Source organism: Paenibacillus sp. Root444D2 (assembly GCF_001426375.1).
GTDB lineage: Bacteria > Bacillota > Bacilli > Paenibacillales > NBRC-103111 > Paenibacillus_E.
In genome coordinates, this window is sequence record NZ_LMEO01000004.1 from 54,133 (window position 1) to 75,871 (window position 21,739).

The following is a 21,739-nucleotide window of genomic DNA, read 5'->3' on the forward strand; positions in this document are numbered from 1 at the left end:
TTACTGATCATTTTGATCGTCATTTTCATGGTGTCCGCCCTTTTTATTTGAAGGTACTGCAGTTACACTATGCCCTACTGGTACTTTGACTTCTGTGTAGCTAATAGTAACACCGTTAACTGTTTTGGTTTCTGCCTTTATAGCTGACCCATTCACTTGAATATAACGGTATGAACCCGCAAACTGTGCTTCCCAGTTGATCCCTTTTGTACCGGAATTATTTCTTAAAGTACTCTTCGTCGCACCGTCGTGTCTCAAGTAGACATCGTGATCTCCCAAAGCAATATGGTTGAGTTCCAACCACTGAATGTCTTGCGGCAGACGGGATAAGGTAGACAACTTATTTTGCGGCGCATTCGGAGCCATTCCCATCAATCCTTCAACGGTTTGGCTAATTAACGTAAATGAGACTTCCGGATAATCACCATTTGTTCCTTGGCTGCTTACCTCATGCGGTTCGTTCAACCTGTCAATGATATACTTCATCCACTTCCAACCGAGTTCATTTTTTCCATAAGGGAAAAAGGTATCCGGCAAGTACGTGAATGCTTCGATATTTACCGGCGCCTGTCCAGGCGTCTCACTCATGCTGTCGATCAGACCAAGGAATTGATCTGTCCGCTCGCCGGCTTCGGTAATTTGCTTCATCGGCATGAACCAGCTCGCTTCTTTTCCAAAGCTGCTGTAAGCTTTGCCCCCTGCTTCATAGCCTCGCACATAACCGGACTTAATTCCTTTGACTCCCCAGTCCGAGTTAAAGTATTTTTTAAACGCTCTTGCCTTTTCTTTAAACTCCTGGTACTTTTTCATGTCGCCTTTTTCTTTGGACAAGTTGGCATAAGCAAGCAGCGCTTGATACTGGGATGCGATGCCATCCCCCGCTTCCACAACAGCCTCGCCGCCACGTTCATCATAAGAAGCTGCGCCATCGAAAATGCCTTTTCCAGTTCCTTCAGCGACTCCGTTCTTTATTTGCCCGTCGTGCAGCGCAATAAAATCCGTCATTGCTTTATCGTAGTAGGTCCAAAGTGTTTCATCGGTCAAATAGCTCTTGTCGCTGGTCCATAAATACATGCTGTAGGCTTTCTCAACAAGCTCGAACACAGCGGGAACTTCTCTGACAAAACTATTCGCGTTGCGATAGTCCAATTTGAAAATCGAGCCATCGAAATTGAGCGCCCATGCAGGGTACCATTTATGCGTTTCGTTCGCCGTTCCGGCAAATGCCTTCAACATGGAGAAATTTTCTCGATCCAGTCCTAGTAGATGGGCGCCCGCCATTTGATGAGCCATATCTCTGGAATAGAAGGCGTATCGGTGTGCATACCCCGCCCAGTAGGATGGCATGTAATTCTTGATTTCAGGTGAGTTTCTAAAGGTTTCATCCCTATTAATTAGGCCTTGTTTACCCGTTCTTACATAAGACTTTGCTTTGGGCTTCGCCCAATTGAAAGCATCTTTTATTTTCGCATTGGAGGAATCGATCGTGATTTCTTTGTCAGCTACTGCACACTCCACTGTCCACAGCTGTGTCTTGCCGTTCTTCCCTATGACCGAATAGGTAACTGGATTGGTAAAATCCTGCATTCTGCCTATTGCTGGCGTAACGGAAGCACCTTCTGAAACGGCGATTTGCTGGGCAATCGTTTTCACATTTGTTCCATAAGGTACTGTAAACGAAACCTTCTTAGCTCCTGCATCTACCCTCGAAACGCCGATCTGATTCGGTACCGTGAAGGAGACGATATTGGCAAGTTCAGGCAGAGGATTCGTATTCCCGGAGTCATACAACAAATAAGAGTCGTCAATTTCAACCCATTTATCGTTAGCGTTAATGCCTGTGAAATACACTTCAACAAGAGCCCCTTTTTCCAGTAATATGCCATTAAGCGTCTGTGTCACAGGTACGCTGCTCTTAGGTACGTCGCCGCTTTTGATATCACTGCCCTCAGGGAACCTGATGCCGAACTTAGCACCGTTTTCATCAGCCATGTTGAATAAGGCCTGTAATTTATAATACCCTGTGGCAGGCACTGTTACTGTTTGGGACAAGTACGTAGCCGCCCCAGGATCCAAGTAGGCAATAACATTATCGCCAGTCTTGTATGTAAATGCACCGTCATAAAGCCAATGTTGTTTCGCAGCATCAAAATTCGAGTTTCTGATCAAATTCTCAGCTAGTGGTCCTATCGGATTGCCCATGGCTGCTTGCCCCTCCTTACCAAACAAATCTACGGGAGTTACTTCAAATCTCACATATTTCCCCTTAAGCCCAACAACTGAAACAAACGTTTTGCTTCCTTGTCCACAGTAAAGACCAGTGGTGCGTGATTGCGAAAAAATAGGGGGCACGCGTACCTCCCCCTGTTCATAGCGATTATTTATGCAGTTGTTCTACTATTTGTACAGCTTCTGCTGATTTTTACCAGCAATGCTCACATTAACTAAAAAAGAGGGGGAATCCCCCCTTTCTTTTTACTTGAACGAGGGAAGCCAACTTCCATGTGCTTCGATGAGTTCGTCGCATAGCGCAACGGTATCGTCGATAGACAGTTCAGCAGCTGTGTGCGGATCCAGTAATGCAGCATGGTAGATATGTTCTTTCTTCCCAGTCATAGCAGCCTCAATTGTAAGCAATTGCGTATTGATATTCGTTCTATTAAGTGCAGCGCATTGAGGAGGCAAATCCCCCACATAGGTCGGAGTCACGCCACTTGAGTCAACTAGGCACGGCACCTCTACGCAAGCTTCCTTCGGCAGGTTCGTAATCAAACCTGTGTTCATGACGTTTCCGCCAATTTTAAACGGAATGTTCGTTTCCATTGCTTCAAAGATATAAGACGCATATTCAAGCGTTCTCTTATGAGTCAAGTTTTTATTGCTGACAAGCTCTTCCCGCATTGTTTTCCAACGCTCGATTTGGTTTACACAGCGGCGAGGATACTCGTCAAGAGGAATATTAAATCTGTCTACAAGTTCAGGATATTGCCGCTTAATGAAATATGGATGGTATTCAGCATTGTGCTCGGATGATTCCGTAATGTAATATCCGAAACGAAGCATCATTTCAAAACGAACCATATCATCATGCTTCTCTTTTTGTTTCTCACGCGCACGTTGTTTGATTTCAGGATATAAATCGACGCCATCCTTCTTCACTTCAAGAAGCCATGCCATATGATTGATGCCCGCAATTTTCCACTGCACCCCAGTGTGATCCATGCCTAAATGCTCAAATATATGCGGCACACATACTTGAACGCTGTGACACAAGCCAACCGTCTTGACTCCGCCATAGGTGTTCATAACATTGGTCAACACAGCCATTGGATTCGTGTAATTCAGGAACAAGGCATCCGGACACACTTCCTGTATGTCTTTAGCAAAATCCAGCATGACCGGAATCGTACGCAAGTTGCGGAAAATCCCTCCAATTCCGATCGTATCCGCGATCGTTTGCCGTAAACCGTATTTCTTTGGGATTTCAAAATCGGTAATGGTACACGGATCGTATCCACCCACCTGAATGGCATTGACAACATATGCGGCTCCGCGTAAGGCTTCCTTACGATCGGAATATGCTTTAACGACACACGTGCTCTCCATTGTCTGTTTCAAGTTATTAAGCATATTTTCGGAATCCTTCAATCGCTCCGCATCGATGTCAAACAGCGCCAGTTCAAATCCTTGAAGCGCTGGTGTAAGCATGCAGTCCCCTAAAACATTTTTTGCGAAAATGGTGCTTCCCGCACCTAAGAAAGTAATTTTTGACATGTATGGTTCCTCCAATATATAGGGATCTTTTATATAGGGACCTTTATTCGGAGAATAAAGTCTCTCATTTTTTTAACAAACACAACTAGCCTTTGACTGCGCCAAGCGTAAGCCCGCCGACAAAATATTTTTGCATGATCGGGTAGACAAAAAAGATCGGTAATGTAACAATCATCGTTAATGCGGCACGCAGTGTCGTTGGCGATAAATTTCTCAACTTTTCGCTAAGTGCTAGCGGATTTCTTAACTCTTCGAACGCTTCTACTTCTAGAAGCAGTCTTTTCAAGTAAATAGGCAGCGTATCCCAATTCCCGTTTGAATTGTAGATTACCGTATCCAGCCAATAATTCCAGTGGCTTACCGAACTGAAAATGGCAATTGATGCAAATACAGGTATCGAAACCGGGACCGCAATACGGACAAATATGCCAAGCTCGCTTGCACCATCAATTCTAGCCGATTCAAATAAGGAGTCAGGTATACTTTCCATATAAGAAGCCATATACAGCATCCAAGTCGCATTAAACATGGCCGGAATCCAGTAAACATTGAACGAATCCGTCAATCCGAGGCCAAGAAAAACCAGATAAGTTGGAATTAAGCCGCCGCTGAAATAGATCGTTATTATGAAGATGACTTTCATCATCTTTCTTCCGGAGAAATGCTTGATCGTAACGATATAAGCCAAGAGTCCAGTTGACAGCACACAGGTAAGCGTACCGATAACTACCCGCATAATGGAAATCGATAAACTGGAAAGTAGTCTCTGATCCTGAAACAGAAACTGATAGGCGCTGAATGATAATTTGCGTGGCCATAAATAGATGCCGCCTTTCAATGCATCGGTTCCATCATTGAAAGAGAGTGCAAGCAAGTTTAAAAAGGGATACACCACAAGCAAGCCAAAGATGAGCAGAACGATTACATTTAAGACATCGAATATTTTGCCGCCTAGCGATTGTTTTGAGAATGTAGTGACCATGTAGGCTTCCTCCTAGTAGAGTGACGTATCCATCACTTTTTTCGTAAAGCGATTGGCCCCGAATACTAAACTAATCGCAATGATTGATTTGATTAATTCAATGGCGGTTGCAAATGAATAGTTCCCGAGTTGAAGTCCATATGTGAACACATACGTATCTATGACTTCCGAATAGTCTCTAGTTTGAGAATTTCCGATCAAGAGAGGGGCTTCCAGACCTGCCGTAAAAATACTACCCAAGCTCAGAATCCACAATACGACAATCGTGGGGCGAATAGCAGGCAGCGTAATGTGCCACATGCTTTTGAATCTGCCGAGGCCATCCACTTTTCCCGCATCGTACTGCTCAGGGTCAACACTAGTAATTGCCGACAAGTAAATGATGGAGTTCCATCCAACATTTTTCCACACGCCGAGTCCCGTGATAATCCCCCAGTAATATTTCCCACCGTCACCCAGGAAGGATATAGGTTGATCACTGAATCCGAAACGCAGCAAAAATTCGTTGAAAATCCCTTCATTACCAAATAGGGTAAAAGTAATACTGGCAATGACTACCCATGAAAGAAAATAGGGCAAGTAAGAAGTAGATTGGATAAATTTACGAAAAGGCTTACTGCGAACTTCATTTAGCAGTAATGCCAAAATAATCGGCGCCGGGAATCCAAACAAAATATTCAGCCCACCGATAGCCAGCGTATTCCGCATAAGCATGGGGAAATCCGGCGAAGCAAAGAACGTTTTGAAATGCAGTAAGCCAACCCACTCACTCTTGAAAACAGAAGTTCCGGGAATGTAATTCATGAAGGCTGTAATTACGCCTAACATAGGTAAATACTGCATGATAGCAATAAAGATGAGAATGGGGATGCAAAGCAACCATATTTGACGCTCTCTAACAAATCTTCTCTTAAACAATTGAAACTTTGTTTTCTTTTTCGCCATAGAACTTGTTCCATAGTCATTAAGCTCATGCACAGTGCTCTCCATAAGTACCTCCATATCCGACTGTTTTGATTCACTGAGACAATTCGGACAAAGGAAAGGAAGGAGTGACCCTTCCTTTCGTTATTGTTATTTCCACTCTTTTAATCTTCTTTGGTATTCATCGGTTTTATATTTCTCGATCTTATCCAAGCCTGCTGCATTCAGCTTTTCTTTCAGGGCTGCGTAATTACTACGGCTCTCTTCTTCCGTCTTGCTCATAACCGCTTTAGCCCACTGCGACTCAAGCAAATCTTTCACTTGCTTATCGGTTATTGCCAGCGGGTCATTGGCAGGAATTTTGATATCCCCAACGGTATTGTCATAAATCGTATCTTTCAAATTGTCGTTCATCATCTTTTTCCATTTCGCATTATCGTTGAAGTTTTGATCAAACCAATATGCGCTTTTACCGTCATCCTTTGTAATGCCTTGGCTAGTAACCAGATTATACATATCCATGCCGAGTAGATCACCAGCATCGTAATCAAATTTGGAATCGATAATCGCTTGTTTCTGTGATTCAACAAAACTGGCTTTCCCGTCTTTGAAGTTCCATACGGATTTGTCAGTATTCGGAACTCCCCAACCGATTAATCTTGTACCGGTATCTGTCACAGAGTAGTTTAACCATTTCACAATTTCTTCCGGGTTTTTGGCTTTATTCGTTATCACCGTCATACCTGTACTTCGCGAATTCTTCCCTGACAAGTAGGCTTTATCAGCAGTCGCAGCTTTTGCGCTCACTTGCATAAAACGCTTCTCTTCATTCCAGTTAGGATCGCTCTTCTGCCACACTTCGTGTCCTGCGTTCCAACCAATCCACCATGCGCCAATGAAGCCCATAACACGATCCGTTGACATTTTAGCTTTCATATTCTCGTACTTGTTAATAAATGTATCTGGATCGAGCAAGCCATCGCGATAAATCTTGTTCATGAAAAGCGTAAGCTCAAGACCTTCAGGCGTGTTAATCCAATGCGTAATCTTTCCGTCAGCGCTGATTTTATTCCCGTCTTTCAGTCCCCACATGCCAGCCAGTGTCGGAACGATCTTCTCCGTAACCGGTGCAAAACCAGAGAGCGCGTACGTCTTTTCACCTTTATCATTCTTCGGATGCTTCTCCTGAATTTTCTTCAGTACATCATAGTATTGATCTGGCGTTTCAAACTTCGGAGTTCCAAGTTCTTTCCAATAGTCATAACGAATATGTGCTGAGAAATCCGGGATTGGCAGTGATCCCCAATAACCTGGAAGGGCATACAATTTGCCGTTCGTTAAGTATGTTTTATACAGATCACCCAATTGCGTCTTGACGTTCGGCGCTAACTTGTCGATAGTTAGACCAAGTTCAAGCACTTTACCTTGTGCGACCCACTTGGCTACCGTCGCCTCGTCCATATTGGCAATCACTTCTGGATAATCGCCTGAAGCAAGCATCAAATTCAACTTATCTTCTTTCTTAGCATCAAAAGTAATTTTATTCATGTTGACGTTAAATTTCTCCAATAAGAATTTATGCATCAAATCGCTATTCTTTTTGGTCTTGTCAGGGTTGATCGCATCTGCATAGTAGTAACTAAACTCAATTGGCTTACTAGGCACTTCCCAGCCAAACTCGTTCGTTGCGGCTTTTGCTGTTTCCGCTTTTGTTTCAGTCGTAGCTTTTGGTGTTTCTGTTGCTTTGTTGTCAACCTTCTGTGTGGAGCATCCAGCAACAACACTCATCGTTAGTGCCGCAGACAACATAACTCGCAATGTCTTTTTCAAATCCGACCCCTTCTTTCATTTAAATTAGTTTAAATGATTGCGCTTTCAAAACCGTCCTTTAAGATTTCCTCCTGCATCTCAGCATTCCAATTCTGTGACCATTGACCATACATTCTGTTATAAGCAAGTTGTCTTTGCAAATTTGATTAGTGAATCACTCCACTTTTTTATTTTACTAATTATTTTCTAAAAACACAATAGTTTTTACTAAAATATTTTAATTAAAACCCTAATTAATGATTATATTTACTAAATATATGTGTTGATCAAAAATTAATGTAATGAAAAATGGTAAAGCGACAGATTCACCTATTCGCTTTACCACACCTTATTCGTTCTATTTTGCGTCCGCGGTATGCGCACCACAGCTCTTTCTCACCATAAGCTTCGTTGGAATGGTTACATGCAGCGGCAGTTCTCGACCTCTCAGGCGGTCGACCATCAACTTAACCGCTGTTTCGCCCATTTCTTCCATAAACACTTTGATACTCGTTATCGGAGGAGTTACAAACGAAGCTAGATGAATGTCGTCAATACTAACAATTGCTATATCGTCAGGCACTTTATAATCAGATTCGCTCACTGCCTTAAGCGCAGCAATCGCCATAGGATCGCTGCCAATCACGAAGGCGGTAGGCACATCTTCCGCTTCCAGCGCTTGTTTCATTAGCTCATACCCAACTTCGGCGCGCCAATCACCGACAAACACATAATTAGGATTGAATAAGTCCATTTCTTTCAAAATGACTTCAAACTCTTTTTGCCGAGCATCCTTATTGAACATTTTCCCTTCTGATGTTCGGATATAGCTGATTCCGCCAATATAACCAATCTTTCGATGACCTAGTTGAAGCAAATGATCCAAAGCTTGCCTGGTCGCTTTGGGCAAATCGAACATCACGGAATCAAATTCATCACTAAGCACATAATCGATAGAAACGATGTTTGGCGTACGTGTCGATTGGTTGATGATATCGATATGCACCTTTCCAATAAGGAATAATCCATCCAACTGATCGACATCGATGTTCGTGCTAGATTCATCCATAAATCGGAACACTCTGCTAATGTTAATCCCGTACTTTACGCACTCCTTCTCGATGCCCTGCCGGATAGACAAGTAGAAGGGATCCGAATATTCCATCTGCTCGGAACACCAGATCAGTAAACCAAACTTTAGTTGCTGCATGTCACTTGGTTCCGTTTTCTGCTTTCGCTCATTTCTGCGATAGTTCAACTTACCTGCCGTCTCCATAATTCGATGCTTTGTCTCGTCGGGCACATTGAACGTCGTATCGTTGTTTAACACCCTCGAAACCGTAGCCGAAGAAACTTGAGCGATTTTGGCAATATCTTTAATCGTGGCTATCATCATCACATACTCTCCATACATTTTCGAAGCTATTCGTATACCGATGCCACGCCGCAAGGGGGAATATCCAATCGATGAATGCCAGCTTTCAGTTCCAAACGTTCCTTAGTAATCAATTGCCCCTTACAATCTCGAACCTCCACCCATTTGGCGCCCCAATCCTCTTCCATCTCCACATAAATCCGCGAATTCAACGTTCCGTTCACGAATAGAACATGCTCGGGATGATTGCGTCCTGGTTTGACAGTTACATCGCCATAGGCGCAAACAATCCTTTTATGCCCGTTATCCGCGATGACTAATGGATAGAGAAAGTCTGGATGCTGCGGTTTCAAATGGCCGTCTAACAATACATCGCGATGCTCCCTCCAAAAAGATAACCAATAACGCACCATTTGAAGATGCTCTTCCGGTAGGCGGTCCAGCAGAACTGAAATTTGCGGAACGGAAAATAGCGTGTTTACGATCTGCAGCGCAGAGCTTTCAACCGGTTCTTGCGGATGCCACATTACCATATCGGAATGAACAACCGTATCTCCGCTAATTAACCGGACATCTAGCGTTCTGATTCTATTTTCGATCGCATCATTCGGACAATCCGTTGCCCTAAACATGTTTCCGTATTTTCTCATTAAAGGGCCGATGTAATTTTGACGGAATTCGATCATGACATCAGGCTTTATGAGTCTTAATCTATCGATGATATTGCTCATTAAGCAGTCTACAGCCTCAGGAATTGAGATGTAATCCATCGAGCTATCTTCCTTATAAATCGTCTCTTCAGTTCCAACGAAGCTATCTACAAAATCAAGCTTAAATCCATCAAGATCCCACTCCACCAACGCTGTTTCATACAAGTTAATAATGAATTCCCGTACATCAGGATACCGCGGATCCAGCACGCCTGTTTGCAAGCTGTCAATCGTCTTTAGCAATTTGTCTTTAAAACGATCCCAATTCTTACTCCTGAATCCAACAAAAGGAACCGAATACCATAACAAATATTTCAAACCCATTTGATGTACACCTTCAACATGAGCTTTCATATCGGGAATTTTCTCTTCACATACTTCCCAGTCTCCGCAATAAGCGTAGCCGCGCGTGTTATCAGACGTTTGCCAGCCATCGTCGACAATGACGGCTTCACAGCCTAATTGTTTGGCTAGCTTACATTCTTGCTCGATCCCTTTCGAAGTAAGTTGCTGATGGAAGCTGTACCACGTTGAATACATGGGAAGTTTAGCTGATTCAGGTACAAGTGCAGGCGTATATCCGGGAAGGGAAACCCACCACTTTTGAACATCATCCAGGCATTCATAATACGCTATCTCTCTCGTGTCCAAGCGCAAAGTCGCTTCGTAAACAGACATGGGTGCACTAGGTTCAAAAAACAACTTGACCCCGCAGCGGAAAGTTGCCGTCTCCTCATTGACACCTGCTGACAAGGCTACGGAATTGAGCGCATCAGAAAAAGCGAACGTGAGTCGGTTGCTTCCCTGTATGTTATATAAACTAAAGACTGGCGCAGAATACGTTGATTTGGAAACGACTCCTTCTTCCCAATCCACACGAAGTCTCTTGGAACGATAGGCGCTAGGGTACCAACTGCCCTGAATATCTAGGCCCGGATGATGCCAAATTAACTCGATCGTAGGCGGTTGTTGCGGGTTCTCACCTTCCAACCTGATGTGAATAAGTTCTACACCCTCCTGAACGTTCGCCCGAGTCATCGAGCCGCGAAACTGCTCGTTGCAGCCCGATAATTGAAAATGGTAAGGACCTACCTGTAACGTGCAATTGTTCAAAGCTTCCTCTTTCATGTTGGTTCCTCCATCACAAAATATATATATTTACTAAATGTTTACTTGATTTTAGCATTTAAATGATACTTTCTCAATCGTTTTTATTCATCATTCAGTAAATTTCACTAAATTAAAAAAAGCCATCCCTCAAATCTATACAGATCTGAGTAGATGGCTTCTTCCTATTTTTACGATTCTATTTTTGTCCCACAACTCTCACGAATGATAAGTTTTGTTGGTATGGTCACATGGAGAGGAACATCACGGCCGTTGAAACGGTCAACCAACAGCTTCACAGCCGTAACCCCCATATCTTCCGTAAGCACTCTTACGGTTGTAAGAGGAGGGGAAACGAACGAAGCTAAGGGAATGTCATCGAAGCTTACGATGGCAATCTCGTCCGGTACTTTAATGTCAGATTCCTGCAATGCTTTGAGCGCGGCTATAGCCATTGGGTCACTGCCGATCAAAAAAGCAGTTGGCCGATCATCCAATTCTAAGGCTTGCTTCATCAAAAGGTAGCCCTGCTCTGTGCGCCAGTCGTCCACAAACAGGTGGGCGGGTTCGAACCATCCTTTTTCCCGCATGATCGCTTCGTATTCTTTTTGACGTACATCAATGTTATACACTTTGCCTTCTAGCGTGCGAATATAACTGATTCCGCCAATGTAGCCGATTCTTTCGTGACCAAGCTGAAAAAGGTGATCCATAGCATGTCTAGTCGCTTTGCGCAGGTCGAACATAACGGAGTCGTATTCGTCATCTAACACATAATCGATCGAAACAATATGCGGTATCTGAGTCGATCGTCTCAGCAAATCGATATGCACTTTGCCGATGACGATTAAGCCATCCAGTTCCTCTGCGATATTCATATCGAAGTCATCCATGAACATCACCTTGTCAACGGTAATACCTTGCTTTGCACACTCTTTTCCGATTCCTTGACGAATAAACATGAAATACGGATCTGAGGACTCCAACTGTTCCGAGCCCCAGATAACTAATCCGATGTTTTGCTTTTTTTCAGCTTCTGCCTCAAGGTTCTTATTTGCACGTGATTTCGTTTTTTTATAGTCCAGTTGCTTAGCAACTTCAATAATTCGCTGCCTAGTTTCCTCTGCAACTTGCAAAGTCATGTCGTTATTTAGAACGCGTGAAACAGTAGCACTTGAAACTTGCGCTTTATTGGCTATATCCTTGATCGTTACCATGCTATCACATTCTTTCGCCATTTAAATAAACAGATATTTACTAAACATTCTACAGACTAATGGCAGCATTGGCAATAATTTGACATTCCAAAAAAAACTGTGGGTTTCAGCATGAAAAGTTATAAGAAAACCTTTCCCCTTTTGAACATTCAAGCATCTTCCCCTTGTTGCGTTCTAATTTCGTTAAGTCTAATTTTATAAATCTCCCCCCATTCTTTCATAGATATTATGATCGGTACTAACGTCTTTCCAAAATCAGTAAGTGAGTATTCCACTTTAGGCGGTACTTCTTTATAAACTTCTCTATGAATGATGCCATCACGTTCAAGCTCCCGTAACTGCAATGTAAGCATAAACTGCGTAATACCCGGATTGAGACGTCGAAATTCATTAAATCTTTTCGTTCCGTCAATGAGATGATAGAGTATGATCCCTTTCCATTTACCCCCAATGACATCCAGAGTTGTCTCCACAGGACATCCTGCCATGTTTGGATTAGAGCCGTATTTGTTTCTTCGATCTCCCATTACGCTGTCTCCCTCCGATGGTATGATTTTTAGTACTATATAATAAAATTATGCCTACTTCCTAAAAGTAAGTATACACCATATAATTCAAACGTACGATATACCAACTTGAAAGGAAGAAGAAAAATATGACTAATCACCAAAAAATGAAAGCAGTCGGCGCTTACCGATATCTCCCTATATCCGCTCCGGAGAGCCTTGTTGATCTGTATATTGAAAAACCGGTTCCTACAGGACGCGATCTACTGGTTGAAGTAAAAGCCATCTCTGTCAACCCTGCCGACTTGGGCGTGCGTGAGAAAAATAACTATGAAGAAGAATCACCTAAAATTCTTGGTTGGGATGTAGCTGGGATTGTGGAACAGGTTGGACCTGAATGTCAGTTATTTAAACCTGGAGATGAGATCTATTATGCGGGGAGCGTGGCTCGCCCAGGGGGTAATAGTGAATTTCACTTGGTAAATGAACAAATTGTGGGAAACAAACCTAAGAGTTTGGATTTTGCACAAGCAGCCGCTTTACCCCTTACCTCGATAACTGCCTGGGAGGGTTTATTTGATCGTTTAGGAATCCATCATAGCGTAGACGAAAACAAAGATAAAAGCATACTCATTATCGGTGCAGCAGGAGGAGTAGGGTCGATTGCTACTCAACTTGCCAAATTAGCAGGTCTAACGGTAATAGGTACTGCATCACGCCCAGAGTCAATCCAGTGGACCAAAAATCAAGGGGCAGATTTTACTATCAACCACAATAGCCATTTTGCACCGCAACTCAAGAATATTGGATTAGAGACTGTCGATTATATACTTTGTTTAAATGACACGGTGCAACATTTTGCGAATATGGCAGAGGTCATAACCCCCCAAGGTAAGATATGTTCAATCGTACCTGCAGATAAGACTACTTGGACGGGAAGCTTGGATATGGACCTGCTTTTTTCTAAAAGTGTCACATTTGTATGGGAGCTTATGTTTACCCGATCCATGTTCCATACCAAAGATATCATCAAACAACACGAGCTGCTGAATGAACTGGCTGACTTAATCGATAAAGGTAAGTTAACAACCACCTTAACTGAGCGCCTAGAACCAATTAATGCAAAAAACCTGCGTGCCGTACATGAAAAAATGGAAACAGGTAGATCGATAGGAAAGATTGTGTTAGAAAACTTCTAACACAGCTTCAACGATAAACGTACATTATTGGAAATTTCAAATATCAAAGCAGGCTATTCCTGTAACTACCCATTAGCTCAACAGGCTGCCGATGATTCCGGCAGCCTGTTGTTTTAGTGCTCTCGTTGTTCGTTTTAGCGTAACCTCTTTACAAATTACAGGTTAAATTATGAAGGCATCTTACTGTTCGCATATGCAGCCGCCCCGATCATACCAGCCTGTCCGCCTAATTTCGCTTGTTCTATCTTACAAGCATGGGAAGAAAGCTTTAAAGCATGATTTCGGGCGGTATCGCGTACTGAATTCAGCAAGCGATCACCAGCTGCCGACATTCCGCCACCAACTATAATTACTTCTGGATTTAATAAGTTGATTACATTCGAAAGACCAAAACCAAGAATCTTTCCTGTTTCATGCATCACCTCAATTGCAAGTGAATCTCCCAAATCGTATGCAACTGAAATCATCTGGGCAGTAATTGCCGTCCGATCGTCTCCCACCCATTGCAATACGGTACTTGACCGACCTTCTTCAAGCTTGTCTGTAAAGGTTTTAACCATTCCTATCGCCGACGCGTATCTCCCAAGACAACCTGAGCTTCCACAACGACAAGGGCGACCTTCTCGGTACATATTCATATGCCCAATTTCGCCCGCGCTAGATGTTGTACCGTAGAAAACCTTTCCATCATTTACAATACCAGATCCTAGACCCGTACCTAACGTGATCAATACTAAGTTTTTGTAACCGATGCCTGCACCAAACAGCCATTCACCATACATATTTACCCGCACATCATTGTCGATAAAAACAGGAAAGTCAAAATTGTTTTTCATTTGATTCACAACATGAATGTTTTCCCAATCTGGAAAGTTTGGTGAAAATATGGATAGACCTTCATCTGGATCAAGTAAACCAGGGATTCCCATACCCATACACTTAATAGAAGTTTGATTGATTCCTACGAACGACATCATCTCTTGAACAATTTCTTTAATCTTGTTTAACACATGGCTAGGTCCTTTTGCGGCTTCCGTGGGGTCACTTCTTTCGTGAATGCTTTGAAACTCCATGTTGAAAATTGCGGACTTAATATTGGTTCCGCCAAGATCAATTCCAATAACATATTTACTCATAACTATCTCCGCTCCCATATATTATCCGATCTTATTAATCAGTCATTCTTAAGTTACTTTGATTTTCAATAGTCTGGTTTTCGTGACCATACCCGCACTCTCCAGAGTCCTCTTAGAAGCTTCGTTATAGTACCAACATCCACTTACAGGCTTAATACCCTGTTTATCACACCATTTCCTTAATTGTAAAATGATGACTTTCCCGATTCCTTGCTTTCTATATGCCTCATTAGTAAACATACCTATGCTTGCTAATCCTTTGAACATCTTAGACTTCTCAACTACTCCGATTCCCAGCAACACAGCACCTCTATAGTAGGTGAAGAGTTCTCCACTTGCAATCCGCCGTTCGTATTGGTCAAGAAAATCTCCACAGATTTGTTGTATCTGCTGCAGATCTTCTAAATTAGCAGGACGAAATGATTCATCACCTGATACATTACTCTCTATTATGTCTGCATGATTGTCTTGGAAAAAGTAAGCTTGTTTGTTGATCGTGAAGTCCTTATCTATCGCTAGGCTTACAAATAGTTCATCGCAGGTCGGAACGAAAAGAGAGTTCACTGTATTACTTTCAAGCACTTGGCTAAACATCTTCTGTGCGTACATTTGGTAGGGGCGACTGATGTAGAATTGGGTAAGAAGTTCGTTATTGTGAATAGCATAGTAACCCACTACGTTTGATCCCTCTTGGATCATGTAAAAAGTCGATGCTAGAATATGCTCCTCCAAGAAGGAATCAAAAGGTGAAGATAGAGAGTGGATGTATTCTTCAATAAGAAATTGAATTTCATTGATAAGGCATTCTTTTGTAATCATCCCAAGCCATCCTTTCATGAGAGACTATTATTAATTCCATAGTAAATGATGCATTTCATAAATTAAAGGGAAAGTATTCGTTAAACGAACCTCCCGTTAGCTCTGCCCGACGAACACACTGCGTCCTCCATAACGCCAAAAATAATAAACGTTCACCCAATAGAGTGAACGCCTAATTACTATCTGCCAACGTTAACGCTTCGCCCCAAATGACCGCAAAACGTAGATACCTCCTACCTCCGTATCGAATTCAATCCGATCAGCATCAATCCTACGACAATCAATGATAACGCCCTCCGACACAACGGTATCAACGGGCTGCTTGCTTCTCACTCTGCATAAACCTCCGTGTTGGGATCGCAGGCTCACTTCTGTCCATTCCCCCTGCTCCCACCGGATCTCCACCTCGAATCCACCTCTGGCCAGCAAGCCTTTCACGAACCCGTCAGCCCACGGTGCGGGTAATGCGGGAAGTAGGCTAAGTTCATCGGCATGACTTTGAAGCAGCATCTCGGCAATTCCTGCCGTACCGCCAAAGTTACCGTCAATTTGAAATGGAGGATGCGCGTCGAATAAATTCGGGTAAACGGATGTCTCCAGCAGCTGTCGTACATAGCGATAAGAAGATTCGCCTTCTTCCAGCCTCGCGAACAAATTAATGATCCAGGCACAACTCCAGCCTGTGTGTCCGCCACCCTGCTCCAGTCTTCTCCGAAGCGAGGTCCGCACTGCTTCCACCAACTGAGGATGCTCATGAAACAAAATTTGATTCCCCGGGTAAAATCCATACAAATGAGACATATGCCGATGCCCCGGTTCATTTTCCATGAAATCTTCTATCCACTCCTGGAGTTGTCCGTACTGCCCAACCTGCAGCGGATAAAGTCGCTCCCTTGCCTGGCTCAGCGCAGATTGGAAGTCCTGATCAACCTCCAAAACTTCGCAGGCCTGCATACAATTATTGAATAAATCCCAGATGAGCATGAGATCCATCGTTGCCGCTTTGCTGACAGACGATACATAGCCATTGGGCGAAATAAATTGATTTTCCGGCGAGGTGGACGGATTCGTAACCAGAAATCCTGATGCGTCCTCCACCAGCCAATCAAGCGCAAACATGGCTGCCCCCTTCATCAGCGGATAGGCCTCATTGCGTAAATAGGAAGTATCTTGGCTAAAAACATAATGCTCCCATAGATGCCTGCAAAGCCAAGCTCCCGACATCGGCCAAAAAGCCCAATGGATGCCTCCATCCTGCTCGCCAACCGGGTTGGATAGCTTCCAAATATCCGTATTATGATTAGCAGCCCAACCGCGGCAGCCAAATGTTTCCGATGCAGTAGCTGCTCCTGTAAGGGCTAATTCTCCGATCATCTTCAGCAGAGGCTCATGGCACTCGCTCAAATTACAAATTTCAGCAAGCCAGTAATTCATTTGAACGTTAATATTGGTCGTAAAATTGGAGGACCATGGCGGTCGGAGCTCCCGATTCCAGATGCCTTGCAGATTCGCCGGCTGGGAGCCCGTTCTTGAGGAAGCGATCAATAAATATCTGCCGAATTGAAAGAATAACTCTACCAAACCACGATCATCTGCGCCTGTGCGAAATCTTTTCAATCGCTTGTCTGTCGGTAATTCAGACTGCTCTGGGTCGCCAAGCTTTAGTTCCACTCTATGAAACAAGCGTTGGTAATCTTCTATATGCCGCTCTAGCAGCTGGGCATATCCTCTAGAGCCTGCCGCTTCAATTCTGCTGAGGCAGGTGCCTCTTAGCTTATGCTGCCGGTTCGGGTCCTCAACTGACGGATACGTTGTCGCAGCAGTGATCAGCAGAACTGCCTTCTGCGCCCCCTGCACCGTGAGCTCCCCTTGATGGGTAACCGAAACCTCACCTTCATCGGCAAACACTGCCAGATGCAGCTCGAACTCAATACTTGGCCGTTCGTCGTAGAGAATAGGAGTCTCCACTCCCACACTCCTATAGTTCGGCTCTACGTGACTGGGACATCGTCCCTTGTAAACCAGATGTCTGTCCGTCAGCCTGATCACTTCTCCCTGCAGCATGCCCTGCAGCGAGGCTGTAAAGATCAGCTCCTGCTGCTCCGCTTCGAGACGTACAACCATCACTTGATCTGGGTTACTGCAAAATGCCGTCTGCAACAAGCTCTGCTCACCGCTAGATGTCATAAGTACTTGTGTAACGGCGTTATCCAGTGACAGCTCCCGCTTATACGCCGAAATCTCTCCTGGAAACTCGCGCTGGATGATCAGGTTGCCCAAGGGCAAGTACGACTGTGCATAAGAGCTCAACGCTTCTTGGTGGATCAACTGCTCTGCTTCTTCATAACTGCCTTGTTCAATGAGATTTCTGACTTTAGACAGGCTCGGAAATGGCCGCGGCCGCTGAGCATTATGCGGAGTCCCTGACCATAGCGTATCTTCGTTTAATTCAATCCGCTCCACAGTCTCTCCGCCGAACACCATGCCGCCCAATCGCCCGTTACCGATCGGAAGCGCCTCTTCCCACTGTACCGCCGGTTGCTCATACCAGAGCTTCAATTCTTTTTCACTCATACGCTTGCCCTCCTACTGATATCCCACTATCAGACATGAATCGTTTGCTATAGAAGTCCATCCAACGATTTTTTATTAAGGCATGGCCAGCCGGTGTCGGGTGAATACCGTCCCAAAGCCAATAAGCCGCGGGCGCCAGCTCGCAGGCATCAATAAAGCTTTGCTGCAAATCGATATAGTCCAGGTCGTATTCATCCGCAATCTTACGAATTTGCTCCTGTTTCCGGCTCATTTCGGAATGCCATGCTTGCCAAGCTTGCCCCACCTGACCTGCTGGAAGCAGAAACGGCTCGCAGATCACAATCGCTGTTGAGGGCAGCAGCTCCTGCGTATCCTCAATCAATCTGCGATACGTTCGCACAAACCTGTCCTGAACCAAATCCTGCTTCCCGTTCACGAATGCATGAACATCGTTGACCCCGATTAAAAGACTGATCAGATCAGGATGCAGCGAAAGCGCATCCTCCTCCCAGCGTCCGTACAAATCGGCGATGCGGTTCCCGCTGCAGCCGCGGTTAACCATATGCGGCGCTTGTCCGGCTGCCTGCAAGCCCAGCTCTGCAGCAAGCAGAAACACATACCCGTGACCCAAGATATGATTCAAGTCATCGTTTCTTCCGCGATTACCGTCGGTAATCGAATCACCCTGAAACAATATGGATGAAACCCCAAATTTATTCATAGCTAACCTCCTTTAGATCAGCAATGTTCCCATACCATGACAGGAAAGCATCGGCTATAGCTAAGCCCGCCTCCCCATTAGGATGCGGGTCCGAGCTTGAGGCCATATAGGCTGGATTAAGCAGATTGTCGTTTGGTGCTGCTTGGGAAAGCACCTCTGCCATATCAAACACGTGATCGGCACCAAGGATGGCATGTTGGCGTATTGAGTCATTGACTTGTCTCCAGGCTAACTCCTGCGAATCGGTGAAATTAAATGTAGGAACTGTGCACAGGGTAACCATCTTTGCAGCATTATCCTGCTTAAGCTTGGCGACGATGGTCTGCAGGTCGTCCAGCACTTGAGCCGCAGTTCGGCCGGCAGTACCGATATCGTTAACCCCCAATGCAATGACGACTTCATCGCTTTGCTTGGCCTTGTACAGCCAGGCTCCATCGCTTGCTGCATCATAGGCTCTTGCCCATCCTGAACCGATATTCCAGACGCTTGTTGAATGCCCGAGCCCCTCCGCAATGTGTGCAGCCCAGTATTCATAAGCATCCAAACGGGTCCGCACGCCTTGGGTAATCGAATCCCCCAGAAAAGTAATGTGTTTCGCACACACACGCTCGTAGCCTATGAAATCCGGCAGCACCAGGCAGTTGGCAGATCTGCGGTATAAATCGGATGACGCTTGATCAGCAGCATGTCCCGGCGCATCATAGGCAGACACCAGCAAGCCTTCCGTATTGAAGGGAATGCTGTTCCCCGCATCCATAGTCGTAATCGTCCATGTAAACGCCAAATAGTTTCCTTCCGGGATAGTTAAAGTTATGGCATCACTCCAGAACGTTTCACCCGGTATGACAAGTTTGGAGAACGAAGAATCGTAAGTTAACGGTACTTGAGTGCCCGAAACGACACTTCCATCGGGAAGTCTCCCACCGTCAGCTATGTAAGCCGCCTCAATTCTCCATGAACCCCCTTGCAGATTTGCCCTGGAAACAGACCCGTCCGCCCATGTGGAGTCCACGTTATTGCTGCACCAGAATTTCATCTTCAGCTTTCCGTATTCCCTCGGCTTGATGTAAGTTCTGTAAGAGTGCGTAAAGGTTGAATTGCTAGTCATGATATAATTTTTAGCCGTTGAAAGAACGGTGACTGACCTATAGGAAGCCCACATCGCTGAAATGACATCCTTTCCTTAGCCTTTGACGGCTCCGGCTGTTAAGCCGCTGACGATATATTTCTGCGCCATTAGATATAAGACAAGTACAGGTAATGAGGTCAGCGTCAAGTCAGCGAATACGAGATTCCAATCCCTGCTGAATTTACCGTAAAAGTTATATACGGATAAAGGCATCGTCCAATTGGAGCTATCCGTCAAGAAATAAATCGGGATTGTAATGTCGTTCCAGACGGACATAAATACCATAATTGCCACAGTGGCATTTACCGGAATAATTAACGGGAAAATCACTTTTATAAATACGTCGAACATATTGGCGCCTTCCAGAAAAGCTACCTCATCCAGCGCCCTTGGTATCGACCTCATGAAACCTGTGTATAGAAAAACGCTAAAAGCGCTGTTCATCGCCGCATAAATAAAAATTGCGCTCGTAATGGTGCCGTAAAGGCCCAACCATTGGACAACACGAATCGTCGTAATAATCGAGACTGGAGCAATTAGCCCCATAAAGAAAAACAGGTAGATCAGATTGGAAAGCTTTGTATCCCGGCGCACAATAATAAAAGCAGCCGCAGAAGTCGTGATAATGTTCAACACGGAAGATACACCTGAAATCAGGATGCCATTCCAGAAAGCACGAAGCAGCCCTCCCTGTTCAATCACTTCCTTGTAATTGGAAAACATCCATTTGCGAGGCAGCTTTAAAGAGAAATCCAATACCTCTGAGCTTGTTTTAAAGGAACCTAACAGCATAATGAGCAACGGAGCTATTATGGCGAGCGCAAGGATCAGCATGAGAGCTTCCACAACGAACGCCTTCCAGTCAGTTTTACGCAATGAAATCATTATTCCTGTACCTCCTTGCGGCGCATATACATGAGCAGCGGAATGGAAATGAGCGTTACAGCTATAAACAGTACGGTATTCACGGCCGTTCCAAGCCCCCAGTTGCCTTCTCCGAATGCTTTTAAAATCATGGTCCCAATGACCTGAGAAGAATTCCCGGGACCTCCTCCTGTCAGAACGAACACCTCGGAGAACACCTTCAAGCCTCCGATCAAGGTCAGCATGACATTGATATTAATAGCGGGCCACAGCAGTGGGAGCGTAATGTGAAGGAAGCTCTTCCAGCCTCCCGCTCCATCGATTCGGGCCGCTTCGTAATAATCTTTCGAGATGGATTGCAGCCCAGCCAAATAAATAGCCATTTGAAATCCAGTAAATTGCCAGATCGCTAGTCCGCTAATCGTCAGCATAATAACGGAGGGATCCGTCAGCCAAGCTTGCTTCAGAACACCCAACCCTACGGTATCAAGGATTTGATTAATTAAGCCCTCCGAACGAAGCATAGGAATGAACAAGAGACTGATGACCAGTACGCTTATAATGGAAGGTGTGTAAAATATGGCTCTTAGCCAATTTCTGGTTTTTAAATTCATATTCAGTGCAACTGCAAGAAGGATTGCCAGCACATTTTTGCCAATGACGGTTATAATAGCGAAGATAATCGTATTCTTGATGGCCAGAAGCAGCGTCTCGTCCGTGAAAATACGTTCAAAGTTATACAGCCCGTTGAAGTGGATCTCTTCCGTGTCCAACCGCCAATCCGTAAAGGAATAAAACAAACCAATCACCGTAGGCAGCACATAAAAAACCAAATAGAGAAGCAGAGCCGGCAAAATTAAATAGTAAGAATAAAGACGTTTCGTAATTCTCATGTTATCACGCTCCATAAAAAACTTCGGCAGAATAAAGCC

Annotated in this window: 17 protein-coding genes; 1 reads left to right on the forward strand and 16 read right to left on the reverse strand. The window is 44.4% G+C overall.

Annotated elements, in window-relative coordinates; translation table 11 throughout:
* From ASD40_RS03875 to ASD40_RS03915, 9 genes are all read right to left on the reverse strand, one after another.
* Positions 1 to 2,352, reverse strand: coding sequence for a hypothetical protein (locus ASD40_RS03875; protein WP_057302019.1), 2,352 nt, complete (start codon positions 2,350 to 2,352; stop codon positions 1 to 3).
* 123 nt (positions 2,353 to 2,475) lie between these two features.
* Positions 2,476 to 3,774, reverse strand: a complete 1,299-nt coding sequence (locus tag ASD40_RS03880) for an alpha-glucosidase/alpha-galactosidase (protein ID WP_057302020.1) — start codon at positions 3,772 to 3,774, stop codon at positions 2,476 to 2,478.
* Positions 3,775 to 3,859: 85 nt separating this feature from the next.
* Positions 3,860 to 4,756, reverse strand: coding sequence for a carbohydrate ABC transporter permease (locus ASD40_RS03885; RefSeq protein WP_057302021.1), 897 nt, complete (start codon positions 4,754 to 4,756; stop codon positions 3,860 to 3,862).
* Between the two features lie 12 nt (positions 4,757 to 4,768).
* Positions 4,769 to 5,746 carry an ABC transporter permease gene (locus ASD40_RS03890; protein ID WP_235549156.1) on the reverse strand — a complete coding sequence of 326 codons (978 nt, stop codon included), beginning with the start codon at positions 5,744 to 5,746 and terminating at the stop codon, positions 4,769 to 4,771.
* 84 nt (positions 5,747 to 5,830) lie between these two features.
* Positions 5,831 to 7,510, reverse strand: coding sequence for a hypothetical protein (locus ASD40_RS03895; protein WP_057302022.1), 1,680 nt, complete (start codon positions 7,508 to 7,510; stop codon positions 5,831 to 5,833).
* Between the two features lie 337 nt (positions 7,511 to 7,847).
* Positions 7,848 to 8,885 carry a LacI family DNA-binding transcriptional regulator gene (locus ASD40_RS03900; RefSeq protein ID WP_057302023.1) on the reverse strand — a complete coding sequence of 346 codons (1,038 nt, stop codon included), beginning with the start codon at positions 8,883 to 8,885 and terminating at the stop codon, positions 7,848 to 7,850.
* Positions 8,886 to 8,911: 26 nt separating this feature from the next.
* Positions 8,912 to 10,702 (reverse strand): glycoside hydrolase family 36 protein, encoded by a 1,791-nt coding sequence (locus tag ASD40_RS03905; RefSeq protein ID WP_057302024.1) that lies wholly within the window; start codon positions 10,700 to 10,702, stop codon positions 8,912 to 8,914.
* A gap of 170 nt (positions 10,703 to 10,872) precedes the next feature.
* Complete coding sequence (locus ASD40_RS03910) at positions 10,873 to 11,898, reverse strand: LacI family DNA-binding transcriptional regulator (protein ID WP_057302025.1); 1,026 nt, start codon at positions 11,896 to 11,898, stop codon at positions 10,873 to 10,875.
* Positions 11,899 to 12,047: 149 nt separating this feature from the next.
* The gene (locus tag ASD40_RS03915; RefSeq protein ID WP_057302026.1) at positions 12,048 to 12,425 is read right to left on the reverse strand and encodes a winged helix-turn-helix transcriptional regulator; all 378 of its coding nucleotides are present in this window, start codon (positions 12,423 to 12,425) and stop codon (positions 12,048 to 12,050) included.
* A 128-nt stretch (positions 12,426 to 12,553) separates the two neighbouring features.
* Here ASD40_RS03915 and ASD40_RS03920 point away from each other — a divergent pair, with 128 nt between their 5' ends.
* On the forward strand, positions 12,554 to 13,603 hold the full coding sequence (locus ASD40_RS03920) for a zinc-binding alcohol dehydrogenase family protein (RefSeq protein ID WP_057302027.1): 1,050 nt from the start codon (positions 12,554 to 12,556) through the stop codon (positions 13,601 to 13,603).
* A gap of 167 nt (positions 13,604 to 13,770) precedes the next feature.
* On the opposite strand, the gene ASD40_RS03925 is transcribed toward ASD40_RS03920, so the two are convergent.
* The 7 genes from ASD40_RS03925 to ASD40_RS03955 form a co-directional block, all read right to left on the reverse strand.
* Positions 13,771 to 14,739, reverse strand: coding sequence for an ROK family protein (locus ASD40_RS03925; protein ID WP_057302028.1), 969 nt, complete (start codon positions 14,737 to 14,739; stop codon positions 13,771 to 13,773).
* A gap of 48 nt (positions 14,740 to 14,787) precedes the next feature.
* Positions 14,788 to 15,558 (reverse strand): GNAT family N-acetyltransferase, encoded by a 771-nt coding sequence (locus ASD40_RS03930; protein ID WP_235549157.1) that lies wholly within the window; start codon positions 15,556 to 15,558, stop codon positions 14,788 to 14,790.
* Between the two features lie 192 nt (positions 15,559 to 15,750).
* A complete protein-coding gene (locus tag ASD40_RS03935; RefSeq protein WP_057302030.1) occupies positions 15,751 to 18,132 on the reverse strand; it encodes a glycoside hydrolase family 95 protein in 2,382 nt (793 codons plus the stop codon).
* Positions 18,125 to 18,814: an SGNH/GDSL hydrolase family protein gene (locus ASD40_RS03940; RefSeq protein ID WP_063870714.1), complete on the reverse strand. Its 690-nt coding sequence runs from the start codon at positions 18,812 to 18,814 to the stop codon at positions 18,125 to 18,127. Before ASD40_RS03940 ends, ASD40_RS03935 begins: the two co-directional genes overlap by 8 nt.
* A complete protein-coding gene (locus ASD40_RS03945) occupies positions 18,807 to 19,976 on the reverse strand; it encodes an SGNH/GDSL hydrolase family protein (protein WP_057302031.1) in 1,170 nt (389 codons plus the stop codon). The genes ASD40_RS03940 and ASD40_RS03945 overlap by 8 nt, the downstream gene beginning before the upstream one ends.
* 21 nt (positions 19,977 to 19,997) lie before the next feature.
* Positions 19,998 to 20,828 carry a carbohydrate ABC transporter permease gene (locus tag ASD40_RS03950; protein WP_057302032.1) on the reverse strand — a complete coding sequence of 277 codons (831 nt, stop codon included), beginning with the start codon at positions 20,826 to 20,828 and terminating at the stop codon, positions 19,998 to 20,000.
* Complete coding sequence (locus tag ASD40_RS03955) at positions 20,828 to 21,700, reverse strand: carbohydrate ABC transporter permease (RefSeq protein ID WP_057302100.1); 873 nt, start codon at positions 21,698 to 21,700, stop codon at positions 20,828 to 20,830. The genes ASD40_RS03950 and ASD40_RS03955 overlap by 1 nt, the downstream gene beginning before the upstream one ends.
* Positions 21,701 to 21,739 lie beyond the last annotated feature (39 nt).

Coding starts and splice junctions, on each gene's coding strand:
- ASD40_RS03905 (WP_057302024.1), bottom strand. CDS start 10,702: ATGAAAGAGGAAGCTTTGAACAATTGCACGTTACAGGTAGGTCCTTAC.
- ASD40_RS03955 (WP_057302100.1), bottom strand. CDS start 21,700: ATGAGAATTACGAAACGTCTTTATTCTTACTATTTAATTTTGCCGGCT.
- ASD40_RS03930 (WP_235549157.1), bottom strand. CDS start 15,558: ATGATTACAAAAGAATGCCTTATCAATGAAATTCAATTTCTTATTGAA.
- ASD40_RS03900 (WP_057302023.1), bottom strand. CDS start 8,885: ATGATGATAGCCACGATTAAAGATATTGCCAAAATCGCTCAAGTTTCT.
- ASD40_RS03885 (WP_057302021.1), bottom strand. CDS start 4,756: ATGGTCACTACATTCTCAAAACAATCGCTAGGCGGCAAAATATTCGAT.
- ASD40_RS03915 (WP_057302026.1), bottom strand. CDS start 12,425: ATGGGAGATCGAAGAAACAAATACGGCTCTAATCCAAACATGGCAGGA.
- ASD40_RS03950 (WP_057302032.1), bottom strand. CDS start 20,828: ATGATTTCATTGCGTAAAACTGACTGGAAGGCGTTCGTTGTGGAAGCT.
- ASD40_RS03940 (WP_063870714.1), bottom strand. CDS start 18,814: ATGAATAAATTTGGGGTTTCATCCATATTGTTTCAGGGTGATTCGATT.
- ASD40_RS03945 (WP_057302031.1), bottom strand. CDS start 19,976: ATGTGGGCTTCCTATAGGTCAGTCACCGTTCTTTCAACGGCTAAAAAT.
- ASD40_RS03880 (WP_057302020.1), bottom strand. CDS start 3,774: ATGTCAAAAATTACTTTCTTAGGTGCGGGAAGCACCATTTTCGCAAAA.
- ASD40_RS03890 (WP_235549156.1), bottom strand. CDS start 5,746: ATGGAGAGCACTGTGCATGAGCTTAATGACTATGGAACAAGTTCTATG.
- ASD40_RS03920 (WP_057302027.1), top strand. CDS start 12,554: ATGACTAATCACCAAAAAATGAAAGCAGTCGGCGCTTACCGATATCTC.
- ASD40_RS03910 (WP_057302025.1), bottom strand. CDS start 11,898: ATGGTAACGATCAAGGATATAGCCAATAAAGCGCAAGTTTCAAGTGCT.
- ASD40_RS03925 (WP_057302028.1), bottom strand. CDS start 14,739: ATGAGTAAATATGTTATTGGAATTGATCTTGGCGGAACCAATATTAAG.
- ASD40_RS03935 (WP_057302030.1), bottom strand. CDS start 18,132: ATGAGTGAAAAAGAATTGAAGCTCTGGTATGAGCAACCGGCGGTACAG.